This window comes from Frankia canadensis (genome assembly GCF_900197875.1).
GTDB lineage: Bacteria > Actinomycetota > Actinomycetes > Frankiales > Frankiaceae > Frankia > Frankia canadensis.
Genome location: NZ_FZMO01000064.1, coordinates 1 through 16832 on the forward strand (window position 1 = coordinate 1; position 16832 = coordinate 16832).

General features: G+C 68.8%; 15 protein-coding genes, 1 tRNA gene and 1 pseudogene. 11 read left to right on the forward strand and 6 right to left on the reverse strand.

Annotation, left to right across the window (positions count from 1 at the left end; all coding sequences use genetic code 11):
• The first annotated feature begins 789 nt into the window (after window positions 1-789).
• From C1A33_RS07245 to C1A33_RS07255, 5 genes and pseudogenes are all read left to right on the forward strand, one after another.
• Complete coding sequence (locus tag C1A33_RS07245; protein ID WP_101830755.1) at window positions 790-2523, forward strand: CocE/NonD family hydrolase; 1734 nt, start codon at window positions 790-792, stop codon at window positions 2521-2523.
• Window positions 2524-2742: 219 nt separating this feature from the next.
• Window positions 2743-2832: pseudogene (locus C1A33_RS37840) on the forward strand (hypothetical protein); the annotation flags it as partial.
• A 38-nt stretch (window positions 2833-2870) separates the two neighbouring features.
• Window positions 2871-3014: a hypothetical protein gene (locus C1A33_RS34655; RefSeq protein ID WP_165818268.1), complete on the forward strand. Its 144-nt coding sequence runs from the start codon at window positions 2871-2873 to the stop codon at window positions 3012-3014.
• Between the two features lie 136 nt (window positions 3015-3150).
• A complete protein-coding gene (locus C1A33_RS07250) occupies window positions 3151-4383 on the forward strand; it encodes an ABC transporter substrate-binding protein (RefSeq protein ID WP_101830756.1) in 1233 nt (410 codons plus the stop codon).
• Between the two features lie 336 nt (window positions 4384-4719).
• On the forward strand, window positions 4720-5685 hold the full coding sequence (locus C1A33_RS07255) for an ISAs1 family transposase (protein ID WP_165818269.1): 966 nt from the start codon (window positions 4720-4722) through the stop codon (window positions 5683-5685).
• A gap of 212 nt (window positions 5686-5897) precedes the next feature.
• Here C1A33_RS07255 and C1A33_RS35595 read toward each other — a convergent pair whose 3' ends face one another.
• The 3 genes from C1A33_RS35595 to C1A33_RS07270 all read right to left on the reverse strand — a co-directional run bounded on the left by C1A33_RS35595 (window position 5898) and on the right by C1A33_RS07270 (window position 7903).
• Entirely contained in the window at window positions 5898-6728 is an 831-nt protein-coding gene (locus tag C1A33_RS35595) for a GIY-YIG nuclease family protein (protein WP_341477195.1), read from the reverse strand.
• A 24-nt stretch (window positions 6729-6752) separates the two neighbouring features.
• The gene (locus C1A33_RS07265) at window positions 6753-7337 is read right to left on the reverse strand and encodes a DUF6884 domain-containing protein (RefSeq protein ID WP_101830758.1); all 585 of its coding nucleotides are present in this window, start codon (window positions 7335-7337) and stop codon (window positions 6753-6755) included.
• Between the two features lie 329 nt (window positions 7338-7666).
• The gene (locus tag C1A33_RS07270) at window positions 7667-7903 is read right to left on the reverse strand and encodes a hypothetical protein (RefSeq protein ID WP_101830759.1); all 237 of its coding nucleotides are present in this window, start codon (window positions 7901-7903) and stop codon (window positions 7667-7669) included.
• Window positions 7904-8060: 157 nt separating this feature from the next.
• Here C1A33_RS07270 and C1A33_RS07275 point away from each other — a divergent pair, with 157 nt between their 5' ends.
• Together C1A33_RS07275 and C1A33_RS07280 are read left to right on the forward strand one after the other, a co-directional pair.
• Window positions 8061-8237, forward strand: coding sequence for a helix-turn-helix transcriptional regulator (locus tag C1A33_RS07275; RefSeq protein WP_101830765.1), 177 nt, complete (start codon window positions 8061-8063; stop codon window positions 8235-8237).
• 727 nt (window positions 8238-8964) lie between these two features.
• Window positions 8965-10326, forward strand: a complete 1362-nt coding sequence (locus C1A33_RS07280) for a site-specific integrase (protein WP_243407283.1) — start codon at window positions 8965-8967, stop codon at window positions 10324-10326.
• 330 nt (window positions 10327-10656) lie between these two features.
• On the opposite strand, the gene C1A33_RS07285 is transcribed toward C1A33_RS07280, so the two are convergent.
• Window positions 10657-10730 (reverse strand) — tRNA-Ile (locus C1A33_RS07285).
• A 196-nt stretch (window positions 10731-10926) separates the two neighbouring features.
• A complete protein-coding gene (locus C1A33_RS34660) occupies window positions 10927-11238 on the reverse strand; it encodes a WD40 repeat domain-containing protein (RefSeq protein ID WP_165818270.1) in 312 nt (103 codons plus the stop codon).
• A gap of 441 nt (window positions 11239-11679) precedes the next feature.
• On the opposite strand from C1A33_RS34660, the gene C1A33_RS07295 reads away from it, so the two are divergent.
• The 3 genes from C1A33_RS07295 (at window position 11680) to C1A33_RS07305 (ending at window position 15171) form a co-directional block, all read left to right on the forward strand.
• Window positions 11680-14151: a phosphoketolase family protein gene (locus tag C1A33_RS07295; protein WP_101830761.1), complete on the forward strand. Its 2472-nt coding sequence runs from the start codon at window positions 11680-11682 to the stop codon at window positions 14149-14151.
• A 239-nt stretch (window positions 14152-14390) separates the two neighbouring features.
• Window positions 14391-14600 (forward strand): hypothetical protein, encoded by a 210-nt coding sequence (locus tag C1A33_RS07300; RefSeq protein WP_101830762.1) that lies wholly within the window; start codon window positions 14391-14393, stop codon window positions 14598-14600.
• A 130-nt stretch (window positions 14601-14730) separates the two neighbouring features.
• Window positions 14731-15171: an Hsp20/alpha crystallin family protein gene (locus C1A33_RS07305; RefSeq protein WP_101830763.1), complete on the forward strand. Its 441-nt coding sequence runs from the start codon at window positions 14731-14733 to the stop codon at window positions 15169-15171.
• A 47-nt stretch (window positions 15172-15218) separates the two neighbouring features.
• Here C1A33_RS07305 and C1A33_RS07310 read toward each other — a convergent pair whose 3' ends face one another.
• Window positions 15219-15758: a flavoprotein gene (locus C1A33_RS07310; protein ID WP_101830764.1), complete on the reverse strand. Its 540-nt coding sequence runs from the start codon at window positions 15756-15758 to the stop codon at window positions 15219-15221.
• 280 nt (window positions 15759-16038) lie between these two features.
• Between C1A33_RS07310 and C1A33_RS07315 the strand changes: the two genes are divergently transcribed.
• Window positions 16039-16832 (forward strand): toll/interleukin-1 receptor domain-containing protein (locus C1A33_RS07315; protein ID WP_133150592.1); only part of this gene is annotated, 794 nt, incomplete at its 3' end.

Sequence of the window (16832 nt, forward strand, 5' to 3'; positions counted from 1 at the left end):
TGTGCTGTCGAATCCCCGGCTGGTGAACAGTTCCATGGCGGCGGTCTCGATGGCCTTCCGCGTATCCAGAAGTTGACGCTTCCGGAGCCGGCCGGACGGGGAAGGCGGGCCCGCGGCGACACCTGCGTGGCCTGGTTCCATGCGCTCACGGTAGCCGATCCGCGATCGCCCATCCTCAGGACGCCGAAGGGCGCTTCCCGCACCCACGCGACCCGATCAGACTCTCTGAGATCGGTCCGACCCTTTACGTGACGGCTGCGGGCTGCTGGCGTCGGTGTTCTGGGATTGGTTGACAGCGGCACTCCGCCTACGTGATGCTGGCCACTGCCATGGTGGCAGTTGTGACATCGACGAGAGTGCGACATCTACGGGAGGGTGCCCTTGATGGCTGGGAGTGCACGTCCGAACGGGCCTGTTCACGGGGGCGCTCACGGCTGACCCCTGGGAACCAGGCTGGTCGATGTGAGCACCTACCGGTCACGTGGAGGAGGAGTACCTCTTCGAACCGAGGCAGCCCGCACCCGGAGCCCCCTGGCCGCGGGGGCATCCAAATCGTGTGAATATTGCGGAAATCTCCCGGTGCCGCTAGCGAGAAGCCCTCGCCGGTTCCTACACGCTCTCGGCTCCGGCGTCCCCACCCGCCGTCATTCCCACGTTTCACGTAGGCAGAGATCACTCCGCATCCGACTCAATTTATGGGCGGATTTTCCATGAGCGCGTCTTGTTAGGCGGCATGTCAGAGCCACCCTCACAACTCACGATCGTGATCCGCCGGAGGAGAGGTCCAACATGGGGTTCAGGGTAGAACGCGATGTCATGGTGCCGATGCGTGACGGGGTCCGCCTCGCCGCGGACGTCTGGATCCCCGACGGTGATCCGGCGCCGACATTACTGGTGCGCATCCCCTATGGGAAGATGACCTTCCTGACTCTGAGCCCGACGATGCCTGGCATCTTCGGCCTCCTGGACGCCGGGTACGCGGTGGTGTGGCAGGACTGCCGTGGCACTTTCGCCTCGGAGGGGGAGTTCACCGCGTTTGTCGACGAGCCCGACGACGGGGTTGACACCATCGCCTGGGTGCGCGAACAGCCGTGGTGCGATGGCAACGTCGGCATGTACGGGCCTTCGTACATGGGCATCACCCAATGGGCTCTGGCGTCCCGAGCGCCGGACGGGCTCAAGGCGCTGGCGCCCACGACGACGGCGACGGACTTGTACGCTCACCCTTGGTACTCCGAGGGCGGCGCAATGTCCTGGCACACCGTCTGGGTCTGGAACATGAGGATGGCGCTCCTGGACGCCCAGCGGGCGCTGGCGGCCGGCCGCGGTGACCCGCAGACGCTGAGGGCGCTGGTCGGGTCGATGGCCGCCCCGCAGGCCCACCTCGGCGCGTTGCCCGCAGAACAGGACCTGCTGGCCAAGCACGTGCCGTGGTGGTCGGACTGGCTGGCGCACCCCGACCGCGACAGCTTCTGGCAGGAGCTCTCCGTCGGCGACCGGGCCGACACTGTGACCGTGCCGGCGCTGAACGTCGGCGGCTGGTTCGACGTGTACATCGGTAGCACCGCGCGTACCTACACCCAGATGAAGGCCGAGGCCGGCAGTGCCGAGGCACGCGACGGCCAACGGCTGATCATCGGCCCGTGGGACCACATCTCCTCCACCGGCGTCTACCATGACCGGCGGTTCGGTCTCGGCGCCGACCCGCTCGCCGCGGACCTCACCGGAGCGCACGTGCGCTTCTTCGACCGGTGGCTGCGGGGCCGGACCGACGCCCTCGACGGCATGGCACCGGTGCGGATTTTCGTCATGGGCATCGACCAGTGGCGCGACGAGCAGGATTGGCCGCTGCCCGACACCAGCTACGTGGACTACTTCCTCGACGGCGCAGGGGCGGCCAACACCGCCGCCGGTGACGGAGTCCTGCACACCGACCCGGCGTCGGCGGAGGCGACTGACACCTTCACCTACGACCCGGCGAACCCCGTGCCCAGCCTCGGGGGCCGGATGCTGCTGCCCGCGGCGGCCAACGCCGTCGGGCCGGTGGATCAGCGCCCGGCCGAGGCCCGCGACGACGTGCTGTGCTTCACCACGCCCGTACTCGATGAGCCGATCGAGGTCACCGGCCATGTTTCGCTTGTGCTACACGTCGCCTCGTCCGCTCGGGACACCGACTTCACCGGCAAACTCGTCGACGTCCACCCCGACGGCCGCGCCCTCTACCTCACCGACGGCATCCTGCGCGTCCGCTACCGCAGATCCCTCGCCGAGCCGGAACTCCTCGAGCCCGAGACGGTCCACGAGATCACCCTGGACCTGTCCGTCACGTCCAATGTGTTCCTGCCCGGCCACCGGATCCGGCTGGAGGTCTCCAGCAGCAACTTCCCCCGCTACGACCGCAACACCAACACCGGCGCAGTGATCAACACCGAGACCTTCGACCAGGCCGTCGTCGCCACCAACCGGGTTCTGCACGGCCCGCAGCACCCCAGCCGCCTGGTCCTGCCGATCATCCGCCGCTGAGCGGTCCGCAGCCCTGGGTCGAGGGGTGATGCCGGCGGTTCCCGGACTGGTTGGCACGGCACCCGGCCGCCGTGATTCTGGTCACTGCCACGGTGGCAGTTCTGACATCCATGGGAGGGCGCCATTCATGGCTGGGAGTGCACGCCTGATCGGTCCTGTTCACGGGGCCCATGGCTGGCTCCGGGCACCACGCTGGTCGATGTGAGCACCTACGGGTACGTGGAGGAGTACTTCCTCGAGGGGGACGCGACCACGTACCGGCCCATTGACGGTGAGTCACGCGTTGACGGTCGCTGGACGGCGGAGCCCAGTGGGAGCCTTCCGTTCAGGACACGGATGGTCGTTCGGTGCCCGTCGACCCGGCGACGTTCAACAGCACTGTCATCGTCTCGGGGAACAACGTCTCCGCGGGCGCCGACGGGTACTCCCTCGGCGCGACCGCGATGATCCGCGAGGCCGCGTCCACCGCGCCACGGCAAGTGAGGAAGTAAGCCCCCCACCCTGTCTCTGCCACGAGACCGGCCCAGCTCAGGGGCCGCACTGAAGATTCAGTTGAGATAGGCGTTTATGGTCAGCCCCCGTGGAGGGGCTGCCGTCACAGTCAGATCACCTACAGAGGAATCCTGAATGCACCTTTTACGACGCATATCCACGGGCGGGATCGCCCTGTGTGCCGCCGCAGTCACGATCACCGCCTGCGGCAGCGAAAACTCCGGGGGCACGACTTCCCATGCGAACGGCAAGGTCGTCCTCTCGATCATCGTCCCCACGCACACCGCGCCCCCGACAGCCCCGCACGCCATCTCGGCGGTGAGAGCGGCTGCCACAGCTATCAACGCCAAGGGCGGGATCAACGGCAAGCAGATCGAGATCAGGACCTGCAACGAGAACGGCAACCCGAACGATGCGGTCAAGTGCGCGCGTCAGGCGGTGTCGGATCACTCGGTGGCGGTCGTCGGCTCGTACTCCAACTCCAGTAACCAGCTCATCGCGCCCCTCGTCAAGGCCGGGATACCGCTGGTCGGGTTCAACGCCATCACACCGGCCGACTACGCCTGCGCCGTCTGCTACACCTTCGACGCCGGGAACACACTGTCCTTCGCCGGCATGCCGGCGGCGCTGCGCGCCTCCGGCGCCAGGACGGTGACCGCGGTCACTCTCGACCTCGCCGCCGCCGCCGCGAACGTCTCCGCGGTGGAGCAGGCCGCCAAGGCCGCCGGCCTGCAGACCGTCCCCCCCGTGAAGGTCGGCGTGACCTCGACCGATCTCGCTCCCGCCGTCCAGGCCGTCATCGGGTCCAAGGCCGACGCGGCCGTGTCGGTCCTGCCCACGGAACAGACCACCGCCTTCATCAGGGCCGCCGACCAGGCCAAGGCCCCGTTCACCTTCGGCGTCGTCGACGCACAGGTCCAGTCCGTCCTTTCGCAGTTCCGGGGCACGCAGGGCGACCACGTACTCGCCGTCGGGGCCTACCCGCCCCTCGACGCCACCGCCGCCTACCCCGGCCTCGTGCAGTACAAGACCGAACTGGACGCACAGGAGAAGACCGGCGACAAGGACGCCGCCACCCGCGACTCCATCAGCCTGCGAGCCTGGCTCTCCGTGCACGTCGTCGCCCAGGCCGCCGCGGGAATCACCGGGGACATCACCGCAGCCTCGCTGAACAACGGGTTCAGGACCGCCAAGGACATCGATCTGTACGGCATCCAGCCGAAGTGGACTCCGTCAGCGAAAGGCCACGTGCCCGGATTCGACCGGGTCAGCAACGCCCGCGTCTTCTTCATGCGCATCAACAACAGCAAGCTCGTCCCGGCGAAGCCGATCGCCGGCCTCGACCTGAACACCGGAAAGCCGTTCTGAGACGATACGTGGACGCTGCCAGGGTACTTATGTGCTCGATAACGTACCTTTATCTGAATTCTCCGCTCGCCTGAGGGGCGCCGAATGCAGCATGTATACGACATAGATGTCAGGATTCCGATGCGTGACGGCGTGGCCTTGGCCGCCAACGTGTGGCGCCCAAGGCCATTTCGTAGTCGATAGGCCAAGTTGATCATTCTCGGCATCGACCGATGCATGGCCTGACCTGGGCGGATACCGGCGACACGCCGGAGGTAGATGCGCGGCAGGCACGACCCTCTGCCGATCATGGAGTTCTCGAAGCTTCATGTTCGCCAGGGAAGGCCGTGCCCGCCGATGTCATCATCTCCCATCACCGCTGTGATCGACGAGCTCGCCGGGCAGATCCCGGACCGGGCCAGCTCAACGGGTTCGGTGACCGACAGTGAGTGGACCGGGTTATGCGAGGCGCTCGCGCAGGTACCGGATCCACGCCGACGGCGCGGGGTGCGATACCCCTTCGCCGTGATCCTGACCATCGTGGTGTGCGCGATGGTCAGTGGCGCCCGATCGTTCGCGGCGATCGGGGAATGGGTCGCCGACCTGCCCGCGGACACCCGCGCCGGCCTGGGGCTGACCGGACGGATCCCAGGCCCGGTGACGATCTGGCGGGTGCTGGTATGTGTGGACCGGGCGGCGTTGGAAGCCGCGATCGGAGCCTGGATCCGGGCCCGCCTCGACGCCGTCGACACCGCCGCGCCTCGGCCGACACGGCGCCGCCGGGTACGGCGGGTGCTCGCGGTGGACGGCAAAGCGATGCGCGCCACCCGGCACGGCACCCACCCCGTGCACCTGCTCGGTGTCCTCGACCATGCCCGCGGCGTGGTCCTGGCACAGGTCGACGTCGACGAGAAGACCAACGAGATCCCTTTGTTCTCCACGGCTCTCGATCAGATTCCGGACCTGACCGATGTCCTGATCACCGTCGACGCGATGCACGCGCAGACCGCGCACGCCGACTACCCGCACGCCCGGGGCGCGCACCTGCTGGTCACCGTGAAACGCAACCAGCCCACCGTGCACACCCGGTTGAAGACACTGCCCTGGAAAGACGTCCCGGTCGGGCACACCACCACCGGCCGTGGCCACGGCCGGATAGAGACACGCACCCTCAAGGCCGTCACTGTCCCGGCCGGGCTCGGGTTCCCCCACGCGGCCCAGGCCATCCAGATCACCCGCACCTCCCGTCCGATCAGCAATCACCCTCGTGACCAGCACAAACACGACTTTGCAATGACCCTGCCACGAGGGGACACCACATAAATACGGATCGTTACTCGCAGGTATCGCAGTGGCCGCTGAGCGGGAGTTCCATGCGGCAGGTGGCGCAGAGAGTCGGGGCCGGGGGCTGGGGGCGAGTCTGGCGGTCACGGCGGGCGGCGACCTGTCGGGTGAGTGCTGGGCGGCCGCCGTCAGCGGGAAGGGAGGCGCCGAAGTGGCGGTGGCAGGCGAGGCGCTCCTCGGCGGCGTGCTGGTCAGGGTCGTCGGGGCGGTGGCCTCGGGTGGCCTCGGGTGGCCTCGACAGCGCCGGCGTATCCGTCGCCGACGGTGCCGCCCTGTTTCTGGACACACAGTGCGGACAGCAGCGGTTCCCCACGGGAAGCACAGTCCTCGGCGACGCGGCCAAGGACGCCGCCGATCCAGTGCATCTGCAGCATCGTGGTCCGGATACCGGAGGCGCGCTGAACCTCCTCGGCCAGTTCACCGTAGGTCGTCACGGCGTGGTAGCGGTGCGCGACCGAGATCAGCGCGTCCCGGGCAGCTTCCGCCCACACGGCAAGGGCCGCGTCGAAGTCGACCTTCGTTCCGTCGGCCTCGCGATATGTCCCGGTCGATGCACGTGGCGCTGTCGCCCCCTCGCCGCCGGCCGGCTCCGCGCCGGGCGAGACGCTGTCGTCATCGTCGCGAGATGGTCTTGACCCACGGCGTTCCCTGATCCGTGCCCGCAGTGCGGTAGCGGGCCGTCCACGGATGTTGAGGGGCGGGTCGAGCGCGGCGAGGACAGCGTCCTCGAGCCGCCCGAGTTCGTCGGCGTCGTCCACCGCAACGGCGATCACGCGCAGATGCTGACTGATCCAGAAGTCGAGCCCTTCGGTATCCTCGCCGCCCAGGCTAAGTTCATCGCTGAGAGCCGCGGCCAGTGTGCGTCGGAAGGTGGAGAACTCCGCGCGTCGTCCCAGGTGCATTCCGGCGATCCTGTCCCACAGCGTGTTAGTGGATCTCCGACCGCTCGGCCACCGCGTCGCCCCCGCCTGGCCCGCGTAGATCAGACCCGGTGCGAACGCGATCCCCAGACCGGAAGCCAGATCGCCCGCCCCCGCTTCGTCGACTCACCAGCTGTACAGCCCCGGCCGGTTGAATCCGTCCCGGCCCACGGCGAGGAACTCGCCAGGCGTACGGGCCCGCGACTGATCCGTGAGCGCGGCCGTAAGCGCGGCCACCTCGCGGACAGTCCGGTCGACGGATGGCGGATCAGCCCTCCGCGACCTCTGGCTGCTATACCAGGCAAGCTGCTCGCCGAGGCCAAGATGTTCGGTCGGGGTTGCCAACCGCGCGCCGAGCTTCCCCAGCGGAACGCGGAGCGGATCGACGTAGGCCGCGCCAGCGTGTACCTCGATCGTTTGCCCGGTCAGATCCCGGTGCAACGCGGCGAGCCGCGCGCAGACGAACTCGCCCCAGGCCTGTCGATAGGCATGCGGCTGATCAGCAAGGTACACGTCATAAGGACCGATCACGTCGTCCGGCGCGAGCAGGCCGAACTTCGCGCTCAGGATGTACCACGGCACCCCGCTGACCTGCGCGAAGGCACGTCGGCCTTCGAAGAGCGTGCCCGTAAACAACTCCGCCGCGCGAACCGGCCGCGCCGACTTCGACTTCACGCAGCCGATCAGGACTAGATCCGTTGGCACTGCCATGCGCCGATTATCCCGTCCATCACAAACCTTCGGGTCGGGAGGTGATGCGGCTGAGAAGGAAGGTCTCCCCCTTGCCCCGCCTGACGATCGTCCATGATCGTGAGGGGAAATCCTCGATGTCATGTTGACTGCCTGCACCTGCGGCAACGCTTCTGCCGAGGATCGCGACGATGCTTTCGGCGATGACACCAGCCCTGACCGTCTGTGTGCGTGAACCTTCTGCCCCGCCGCGATCCACACCTGCGTCCGAGACACCTGGACGCCACTACTGTCGCCCCTTGCCGATGCAGGGGTGCCGGCCGAGCTGCCTGCACCCCTGCCGCGGTCGGTCAGGCATCCGTCAGCTGAACGCGGAAGACCAAGGTGACGTCAACGTCGCCGAAGCTCTCGATGAAGACAGCCCGCGCCGGCATCGCGGCAAGCGCCGCCGCGAGGTCTTCTACGGCCGCGTCGGGCGTCACTGTCACTCCCATCTCGACGGCGGATGGCTGGACCACCCGTCGGACCGTGACGAGTGCCGATGCCTCGACTGGCTCCGCGGGCAGATCGACGGGAGGGATCGCCATGGTCGTAGGCCTCCTTGCGGGTTAGGGCTCAGGTTCCGTCTTGTCACTGGACGGAGTGCCATGCTCGCTCCATCGGTTGCAGCGCTACAACCTCCAGTATGCAGCGCACGGTTGCAGCGCTGCAACTAGCTAGTGTGGATCCGTGACGGAGGAGACCATGACGAGCAGCGACATCGCGTCCTTGCTCGACATCTCACAGACCGCCGTCAACAAGATGATCTCCAAGGCGGACGATTTCCCGTCACCCGTCGTCCAACGTCCAAATTTCCGGGCCTGGCGACGCCGGGACGTCGAAGAGTGGCTCCGCCGGCGTCGTCCCGGGGCGATCGACTAATTCCCCAATCCAGGCCGGACCCGGCTGACAGCTCCTTTACTGGGCCGACCATTTACTCCCTGCGCTCGTATTTTTGCCGACCCGGGGACCCACCTCCAGGAGGCCGAGGTGGCTCTCACAGGGAGCCATCCTCTACGGAAAAAGCAACCTTTTCTTGAATCAAAGATCTCATGGCATTGCCAGGGAAGGGACGCCGCCGTTGGCACCTATCGTCCACATATACGACCTCCGCAGAAGGCCGCGCCGCATCACGCACTCCGAGCCCTCTCACCTTTGCGGTAGCAAACGCGGGGCGATCACATGCCAAGGTGATCGGTGGATGACATTAAAAGAGACGACTGACCACGGATGTATCTGGGGATGCCATCCCCGATGCTCCATGCGATGACCGTCGTCACGATCATCCTCTGCATGGATCACTCCCCCACACGCCCGTCCCCGCTCGGACACAGCACCTCGCCCCGCGCCAGCGCATGGCCCGGCCAGCAGGTACGGCGGCCTGCGGGTTCCGTTGGGGTGACATGCGAAGATGAGGGGGCGGGTATTCAAGCGATGTGGTTGCCGCGATCCGGAGACAGGCAAGAAGTTCAACAGCGACTGCCCCAAACTCCCTCGGTCGGATCACGGCAGCTGGTGGTTCGTCCATGATGTTCCGCCTGGGCCCGACGGCCGGCGTCGGCGCACCACTGGCGGTCCGTTCAGCACGGAGACCGCCGCCGGCGACGCCTTGACGGATTCACTGTCCGAAACACGCGACGGCAGGAGGCCCGAGGACGCCGAGCTCACGGTCGTACGCTACCTGGATGACTGGCTCGCCGGGAAGGCCAGTCTGGCTCGCTCAACTCGTTACTCATACGAGGAACATATCCGTCTCTACCTGAGACCCGGCCTCGGGCATCTACGCCTGGTCGATCTACGCGACCATCACGTCGAAAAGCTCTACGCCACCGTCGTGCTGATCGGCCGAGAATCACCGAGCAGCAAACCCTCGCCGCTCCTCGCCAGGCTCCTGGAGGTCCGCCGAGACGACCCCGCGCGCCGCCGGCCGTTGAGCCCCACCACACTGCGCCGGGTACACGCCACGCTCATGAGCGCACTCAACAGCGCGGTGAAACGGAGGAAGCTCCGCCACAACCCCGCCGAACACGTCGAGCTCCCCAAAGCGCGCAGGGTCCGCCCGCTCGTCTGGACCGCGCCGCGGGTGGCGGCGTGGCAGCGGACCGGAGCCCGTCCCTCGCCCGTCATGGTCTGGACTCCGCGCCAGGCGGGCGCCTTCCTGGACTTCGTCTCCGGGGACCGGCTCTACCCACTGTGGCATCTCATCGCCCACCGCGGACTGCGCCGCGGGGAAGCCGTCGCACTCGGCTGGACCGAGGTCGACTTCGAGGACGACAGCATCTACATCCTCGACAACCTCCCCGGATCCCGCGCCGACACCGACGACCCCGATCTCGACATCTACGAGGATCCGAAGAGCGAGGGCAGCCACCGGACCATCAGCCTGGACGACACCACCGGCGAGGTGCTGACCACCTGGCAAAGCCAGCAGGACGAAGAACGCGCCCTCTACAGAGGCGCCTGGAACGACACCGGCCGGGTCTTCACGCACCCCGACGGGAACGAGCTGACAGCGGACGGCGTGTCCCAACGCTTCGAACGGCTCATCACCCGCTTCGCCACCATCCGCCGCGAGCACACCGAACACGACTGGAGCATCGAGCAGCTCGCCGCCAGGCATCGGATGCTCGCAGACGCCATCGAGTCCGCCCTGGAATTCGGCCCGCTGCCCCCGATCCGCCTGCACGATCTCCGTCGCACCGCCGCGAGCCTCACCTACCGCGCCACGCGGGACCTGAAGATCGTCTCGGAGCTTCTCGGGCACGCGTCCGTCCACTTCACCGGCGACGTTTACACCTCGGTCTTCGCCGATGCCGACCGGGCCGCCGCGAAGGCCGCCGCCGAGATCGTCCCTCGCCGCCGACCCCCACGTACGGCGCCGCCGACCCCGCCCCCAGCGCGGAACAATCCTCAGGACGACCAATTCGGGATCGACGGACTCCGGGCGGACGACCCCGGACTTGATCTTTAGCCGGCCGCAGGCACACCCGTTCTTCGAGATTGCGTCCAGTGCCTCGGCGGCGCCCCTTGTCCCCGAGCCTCTTGATTCCGTATATCAGTCGCCCTGCCCTGACGAAGCCAGCAGGCGCTCCCATTCACGGAGCCGCGAGCCACCGCCCCAGAGCCTTCGCACCGCGGCATGCCGCCAGCGGCAGGCACCCCGCCGTCGGACACTCTCCGCTACCGGCAAGACAAGATCGAAAAGTGATCATCCGCAGTTCGGCACCACCACGGCACCACCAGGGCGAGTTACCGATCTTTGCCGAGGCCTGGGCGCTGCAAACGGCCAGGTCAGGAGGTGTGGGGCGGGTGGGGCTCGAACCCACGACCGACGGATTATGAGTCCGCTGCTCTGACCGGCTGAGCTACCGCCCCATGGACACGATTCCCCGTCTGATGGCAGGTCATCGGTCGCCAAGTGCGTACAGCCTAGCGGTTGGGCCGGCGGTGTGCGGTGGCCACCGGACCGCGAGGGCCGATCCGGGGCGGGCCGCGGGCGAGATGGACGGAGGCCGCCGGATCCGCCGGACACGGCGGGCCGATGAGGCTGATGAGACAGCGGGACAGCGGTTCAGATCGTCAGGCGGTAGACGCGCATACGGCCGTCCGAGCTGCCGACGGCCAGTGGGTCGTTGCGCGGGGAGAACGCCAGGGAGGTGACGCGGTGGCCGACCCTGGTGAGGGCTCCGGCCGGTTCGGGAAGGTCGGGATGGCGGACGTCCCACAGCCGCATCGTGTAGTCATCGCCGCCGGTGGCGAGCAGCCGGCCGTCCGCGGAGAACGCCACCGCCCGGATGCGGTCACGATGGGCATCCATGCGGGCAAGGTGGATCGGTGCGGCGCCGGGGTCGTCGTCCGGCTGGCGCCAGAGGCCAATGGACATGTCGTCGCTGCCGGTCGCGATGAGATGGCGTCGCGGGGGAGTAGGTGAGTGGCCAGACGTTGTCGTCGTGCCCGGTGAGGTCGACAGGTTCCGGCCCCGGACGCCCAGCCCGCCACCGGTCCGCGGCGCGTCGCCGCTGAAATCCGGCGTCTCCGGAGCCACTGGCGTCCAGCCTGGCGGGGCAACGGTCGGTAACGGGAGGATGACATCACTTGGCGGGTGACCGGGACGCGGGGTCGATAGGGAAGCATGGGGCGGGATCGCACTGGTCGCTCGCACATCATGTGTGACCTCGCCACGAGCGGCCGGGTGGGGCATCGCGTGGCGACGCGGGGCCCGCGGCGTGGCCAGGGCGCCACGGCGCGGCGCGGCCGGGCCGTCGCGAGGTCGTCCCACGGCGGCGTTCCGGATACGGAGACACGCACGAGGACGAGGTGACGTATGATCGCTACCCCCGCCGTCGTCGCACACGGCGAGAACGAGACCAGCACCAGCACCAGCACCAGCACGGAACGCCTGCCGGCGCCGGACGAGCAGACGCTCGACCGGTTGATCGCCTACTGGAACGCGGCGAACTACCTGACGGTCGCGCAGATCTACCTGCGGACGAACCCGCTGCTGCGGGAGCAGCTGACCCCCGCGCACATCAAGCCCCGGCTGCTCGGCCACTGGGGGACGTCCCCGGCGCTGAACCTCGTCTACGTCCACCTGAACCGGCTGATCGCCGAGACCGGCCAGGACGCCCTCTACGTCGCCGGCCCGGGGCACGGCGGTCCGGCGCTGGTCGCCAACACCTACCTCGAGGGCACCTACTCGGAGATCTACCCGCGCGTCTCGGCGGACACGGCCGGCCTGACGAGGCTGGTCGCCCAGTTCTCCACCCCGGGTGGCATCCCCAGCCACGTCAGTGTCCCGACGCCAGGCTCCATCCACGAGGGCGGCGAGCTCGGCTACGCGCTCGTGCACGCCTTCGGCGCCGTCTTCGACAACCCGGACCTGCTGGTCACGGCCGTCGTCGGCGACGGCGAGGCGGAGACGGGGCCGCTGGAGGGCAGCTGGAAGGGCATCTCGTTCCTCAACCCGGCGCGGGACGGCGCGGTGCTGCCGATCCTCAACCTCAACCAGTACAAGATCGCCAATCCGACGGTGCTGGGTCGCCGTAGCCGCGAGCAGGTGACGGCCTTCCTCCACGGGCACGGCTACGACACGCTGTGGGTCGAGGGCGACGACGTCCGCGAGGTCCATCGCGCCTTCGCAGAGGCCCTCGCCGACGCGCACCACGCCATCCGACAGATCCAGCACGAGGCTCGACGACCGGACGCACCTCCGCTCACGGCCACCCCGCGCTGGCCGGCGATCGTGCTGCGCACGCCGAAGGGCTGGACGGGCCCGCACGAGGTCGACGGCGTCCGGGTGGAGGGCACGTTCCGCGCCCACCAGGTGCCGCTCGCCGGCGTCCGGGACAACCCGGCGCACCTCGCCCAGCTGGAGCGGTGGCTGCGTTCGTACCGGCCGGACGAGCTGTTCGACGAGGACGGGCGCCTCGTCGCCGACCTCGCGGACCTCGCCCCGCGCGGGGACAAACGCCTCGGCGCGACGAGCTACGCCAACGGCGGACGGCGCACCGTCGCGCTGACGATCCCGGACTGGCGCGACTACACCCTGCCCATCGACCCGGCGCGCCGCGGCGCCGACCCGTACGAGACGACCCGCGCGCTCGGTGAACTGCTGCGCGACGTCTACCGGGACAACCCGACGACGTTCCGCGCGTTCAGCCCGGACGAGCTGGCCAGCAACCGGCTCGGCGCGATCCTCGACGTCACCGACCGCTGCCTGGTCGCCCCGATCGACCCGCTCGACGACCGGGTCTCCCCCGACGGCCGGGCAATGGAGGTGCTCTCCGAGCACCTGTGCCAGGGCTGGCTGGAGGCGTACACGCTCACCGGGCGGCACGGGCTGTTCGCCACCTACGAGGCGTTCGCGATGGTGTCGGCGTCGATGCTGATCCAGCACGCCAAGTGGTTGCAGGAGGGGGCGCGCCTGGCGTGGCGGGAGCCGGTGCCGAGCCTGAACGTGCTGCTGACCAGCACCTGCTGGCGCAACGACCACAACGGCTTCTCCCACCAGGGCCCGGGCCTCATCGACACGGCGCTGTCGCTGTCCGGCGAGGTGGTGCGGGTGTGGCTGCCGCCGGACGCGAACAGCCTGCTGTCGGTGGCCGACCACTGCCTGCGCAGCCGCGACCATGTGAACCTGCTCGTCGCCGACAAGCAGCCACATCTGCAGTACCTGACGGCGGACGAGGCGGCCGAGCACGCGGCCCGCGGCGGGTCTGTCTGGGACTGGGCCGGCACCGAGTCGGAGCTCGGCCGTTCGCCGGACGTCGTCCTCGCCGGCATCGGCGATGTGCCGACGATGGAGATCCTGGCCGCCGCCGAGCTGCTGCGCCGCTTCGTGCCGAGCCTGTCCGTCCGCGTCGTGAACGTCATCGACCTGATGGCACTGCTGCGTCCCGACCTGCATCCGCACGGTTTCTCCGCGCCGCTGTTCCGTGCACTGTTCACGGATCAGACGGATGTCGTCGTCGGCTTCCACGGATACCGCCGGGCCGTCCACCAGCTGCTGCACGGACGTCCGAACTCGGGCCGTTTCCACGTCCGCGGATTCGAGGAGCAGGGCACCACCACCACGCCGTTCGACATGGTGGTCCGCAACAATGTCAGCCGGTATCACCTGGCCCGGCTCGCGGTCGAGTTCGCCCGCACCACCGCACCCGGTTCCGACCGGCTCGTCACCCACTGCGAGACCCAGTTGGAACGCCACCACGACTACGTCCGCGAACACCTCGAGGACCTGCCCGAGATCCGCGACTGGGTCTGGCCGGGCGCCACGGTGACTCCCCCGCGCGACTGACGGCGGACCTTCCCAGGCGGGGCCGCCGGGCCATCATCCGAGGCCCGGCTGCCAGGCATTCCGAGGTCGTGTGCCCGCGCGCCGGGCCGGCGGACGTCCACGGCCGTCGGCCCGGCAACCGGGTCGCACGGCCGTCGGTACCGCCGCACCTGGCCGCGGGTCGCGCGGGTACTCCGACCCCCGCCGCGCGGTCGCTATGACTCTCGACGCACTGCGCGCCGTCACGCAGGATTGACGTCATGCGATGGATCACGGGAGCGGGGAGTCTGATCGAGCTGCTCAACCTCGCCGTCGAGGAGGAATACGGCGATTTCCTGCTGCGGGTGACAGCCGCCGACGGAACCGAGATCGGTTCCTTCGCCACAGTCACCGACCTGCAGAACAACGTGAACCTTGACGGGCTGCGCAGCGTCGACGACCGGGAGTTCGAGGGCCTGCAGAGGGTGTGACGCGACCGTTTGGCCGGCCCGACCGTGGGGGCGGACTTGCCGATGTGGCCGCGCGGCTGATCTCATGGTCGGCGAGCGGAGAAGAACCGTCGCGCACCTTCGCGGCGCGGCCTGGACGGGAGAAGGTCCGATGCTCATCCGCAGCGATCCATTCCGTGATCTGGACCGGCTCACACAGCAGATGTTCGCCGCGATGTCGCGGCCGTCGGCGATACCGATGGACGTCTACCGGCTCGGCGACGACTATCTCGTGCACCTGGACCTGCCCGGCGTCGACCCGGCCTCGATCGACCTGTCCGTCGAGCGGGACGTGCTGACCGTCGCCGCCGAACGCCGCTCCCCCGTCGCCGACGGCACGCCGATGCACATCGCCGAGCGCCCGAGCGGCCGGCTCAGCCGCCGCCTGCACCTCGGCGACGCCCTCGACAGCGACCGCATCGAGGCCCGCTACGACGCCGGCGTCCTCACCCTGCGCATCCCGGTCACCCCGGCGGCCCGCCCGCGTCGCATCGCCGTCCACGCCCCGAACACCCTCACCGCCCGGTCCACGCCCCGCGCGCTGGAGGCCTGAACGGGACGCACGACTCCCGACCGGGACACGCGGCTCCGAACAGACAGCTACAGCGTCCTGACGATGTCCCGCAGCTCGGGCCAGGGGAAGATGGTGTTCTCCCGGCCCGCCTGATCAGCCCCGCCGCGGGGATCTCCGGGTGCGCCGAACACCAGCCGGACGCCCCATTCCCGCAACGCGGCCAGGCTCGCCGCGTAGGCGGGATGCCCGGCCAGCGCGCTGTTCGGGTACGGCGCCACAACAATGGGCAGACCGGCGCCGAGCGCCTCGTTGAGCAGGCCGAGGGCCAGGGTATCGGAGATACCGGCCACCAGTTTGTTGACGGTGTTGAACGTCGCCGGGGCCACGACGAAGGCGTCGGCCGGCGGCAGCACGTCCGGCTCTCCCGGCCGCTTGTACTCGGCGCGGACGGGATGGCCGGTCAGCTCGGCGAGCCGCTCGACGTCCACGAACCCGGTCGCCGCCGGCGTGACAACGGCACACACATCCCAGCCCACACCGCGTGCGTGCGTGACGAAGTCCGGCAGCTCCGCCGCCGGATATCCCCCACACGCCACGACATAGAGCACCCGACTCCCGCCGGCCATCGACCCCTCCCCGGCGAACCCGGTCGGTCCGCTTCCTGAGCATCATCCCGCCAGGGTGCACCTCCAGGCGAGCGAACCGCCGCGGCGACCTGGAGCGAGCATCGCCCGGCGGCCACCAGGCTTTCCGGAGAAGCCGTTCCTGTATGCGCCGATGTCACCGTCCTGCCGAATCCCGGACAGAAACACGCGCCGAAAACCAGGTCGCACACTTTCCGACCAGGGACCTCACCTCTGTTCCGATGCCCCGGGGCGGGGGTGGCATAATGCGAAACGGGTCGGCATGGGGGACGACCCGAAACGGGGGTACGGCGTGGCGGCGGGCTGGCATTTCTTTCTGTCCTGCGCCAAGGATGATCTCTCCTGGGGTGCGTGGCTCGCCTGGGAGCTGGAGTCCGCGGGTTATCACGTCCTGTTCCACGGCTGGGATGTCGTGCCCGGATCGAACACGAGTACGCATATTCAGGACGGCCTCGTCAACGCGGAACGCACCATCATCGTTCTGTCGGCGGCGCACCTGCGGACCCTGGATGACTCACCGGGATGGCAGGCTGCCATCGCCGCCGACCCGTCGGCAGCGGATCGGCGCGTGGTACCGGTCCGGATCGAGGAATGCGACCTGCCGGGGCTGCTGAGCCGGCTCGCCCCGATCAACCTCTTCGGTCTCGCCGAGGACGACGCTCGGGCCACGCTCCTGACTCGCGTCCGGCACACGATCGACGGACGGGCGAAGCCCGCCTTCGCACCACCGTTTCCCCGCCGATCCGAGCCAGCCGCACCGCCCCGCGTCCAGCCCGCGTTCCCCACCGCTGCCCACATCGCCTCCCACCCACCGGGCGCCGGCACCACCTCCCACGACGAGGCCGACGTGGGGGCCGAGCCCGGCAGCCCCGTCCCGGCGCGCAGCGACAGAACTCCGACCGGCACCACCATGACGGCGCGCCTCGACGACGATCCGTCGGCCAGCGCGGATCCGCAGCGGCCGACGCGGCCAGGCGCGACAGGCACTCCGGCACCCTGCACGGCCACGGAAGCCGATACGACCACGGATGCAGAAGCCGATTCGGCCACGGAAGC

Excerpts from the sequence above, each read along its gene's own strand:
- C1A33_RS07245 (WP_101830755.1), top strand. The coding sequence starts at position 790 with ATGGGGTTCAGGGTAGAACGCGATGTCATGGTGCCGATGCGTGACGGG.
- C1A33_RS07250 (WP_101830756.1), top strand. The coding sequence starts at position 3,151 with ATGCACCTTTTACGACGCATATCCACGGGCGGGATCGCCCTGTGTGCC.
- C1A33_RS07255 (WP_165818269.1), top strand. The coding sequence starts at position 4,720 with ATGTCATCATCTCCCATCACCGCTGTGATCGACGAGCTCGCCGGGCAG.
- C1A33_RS07265 (WP_101830758.1), bottom strand. The coding sequence starts at position 7,337 with ATGGCAGTGCCAACGGATCTAGTCCTGATCGGCTGCGTGAAGTCGAAG.
- C1A33_RS07270 (WP_101830759.1), bottom strand. The coding sequence starts at position 7,903 with ATGGCGATCCCTCCCGTCGATCTGCCCGCGGAGCCAGTCGAGGCATCG.
- C1A33_RS07275 (WP_101830765.1), top strand. The coding sequence starts at position 8,061 with ATGACGAGCAGCGACATCGCGTCCTTGCTCGACATCTCACAGACCGCC.
- C1A33_RS34660 (WP_165818270.1), bottom strand. The coding sequence starts at position 11,238 with ATGTCCATTGGCCTCTGGCGCCAGCCGGACGACGACCCCGGCGCCGCA.
- C1A33_RS07295 (WP_101830761.1), top strand. The coding sequence starts at position 11,680 with ATGATCGCTACCCCCGCCGTCGTCGCACACGGCGAGAACGAGACCAGC.
- C1A33_RS07300 (WP_101830762.1), top strand. The coding sequence starts at position 14,391 with ATGCGATGGATCACGGGAGCGGGGAGTCTGATCGAGCTGCTCAACCTC.
- C1A33_RS07305 (WP_101830763.1), top strand. The coding sequence starts at position 14,731 with ATGCTCATCCGCAGCGATCCATTCCGTGATCTGGACCGGCTCACACAG.
- C1A33_RS07310 (WP_101830764.1), bottom strand. The coding sequence starts at position 15,758 with ATGGCCGGCGGGAGTCGGGTGCTCTATGTCGTGGCGTGTGGGGGATAT.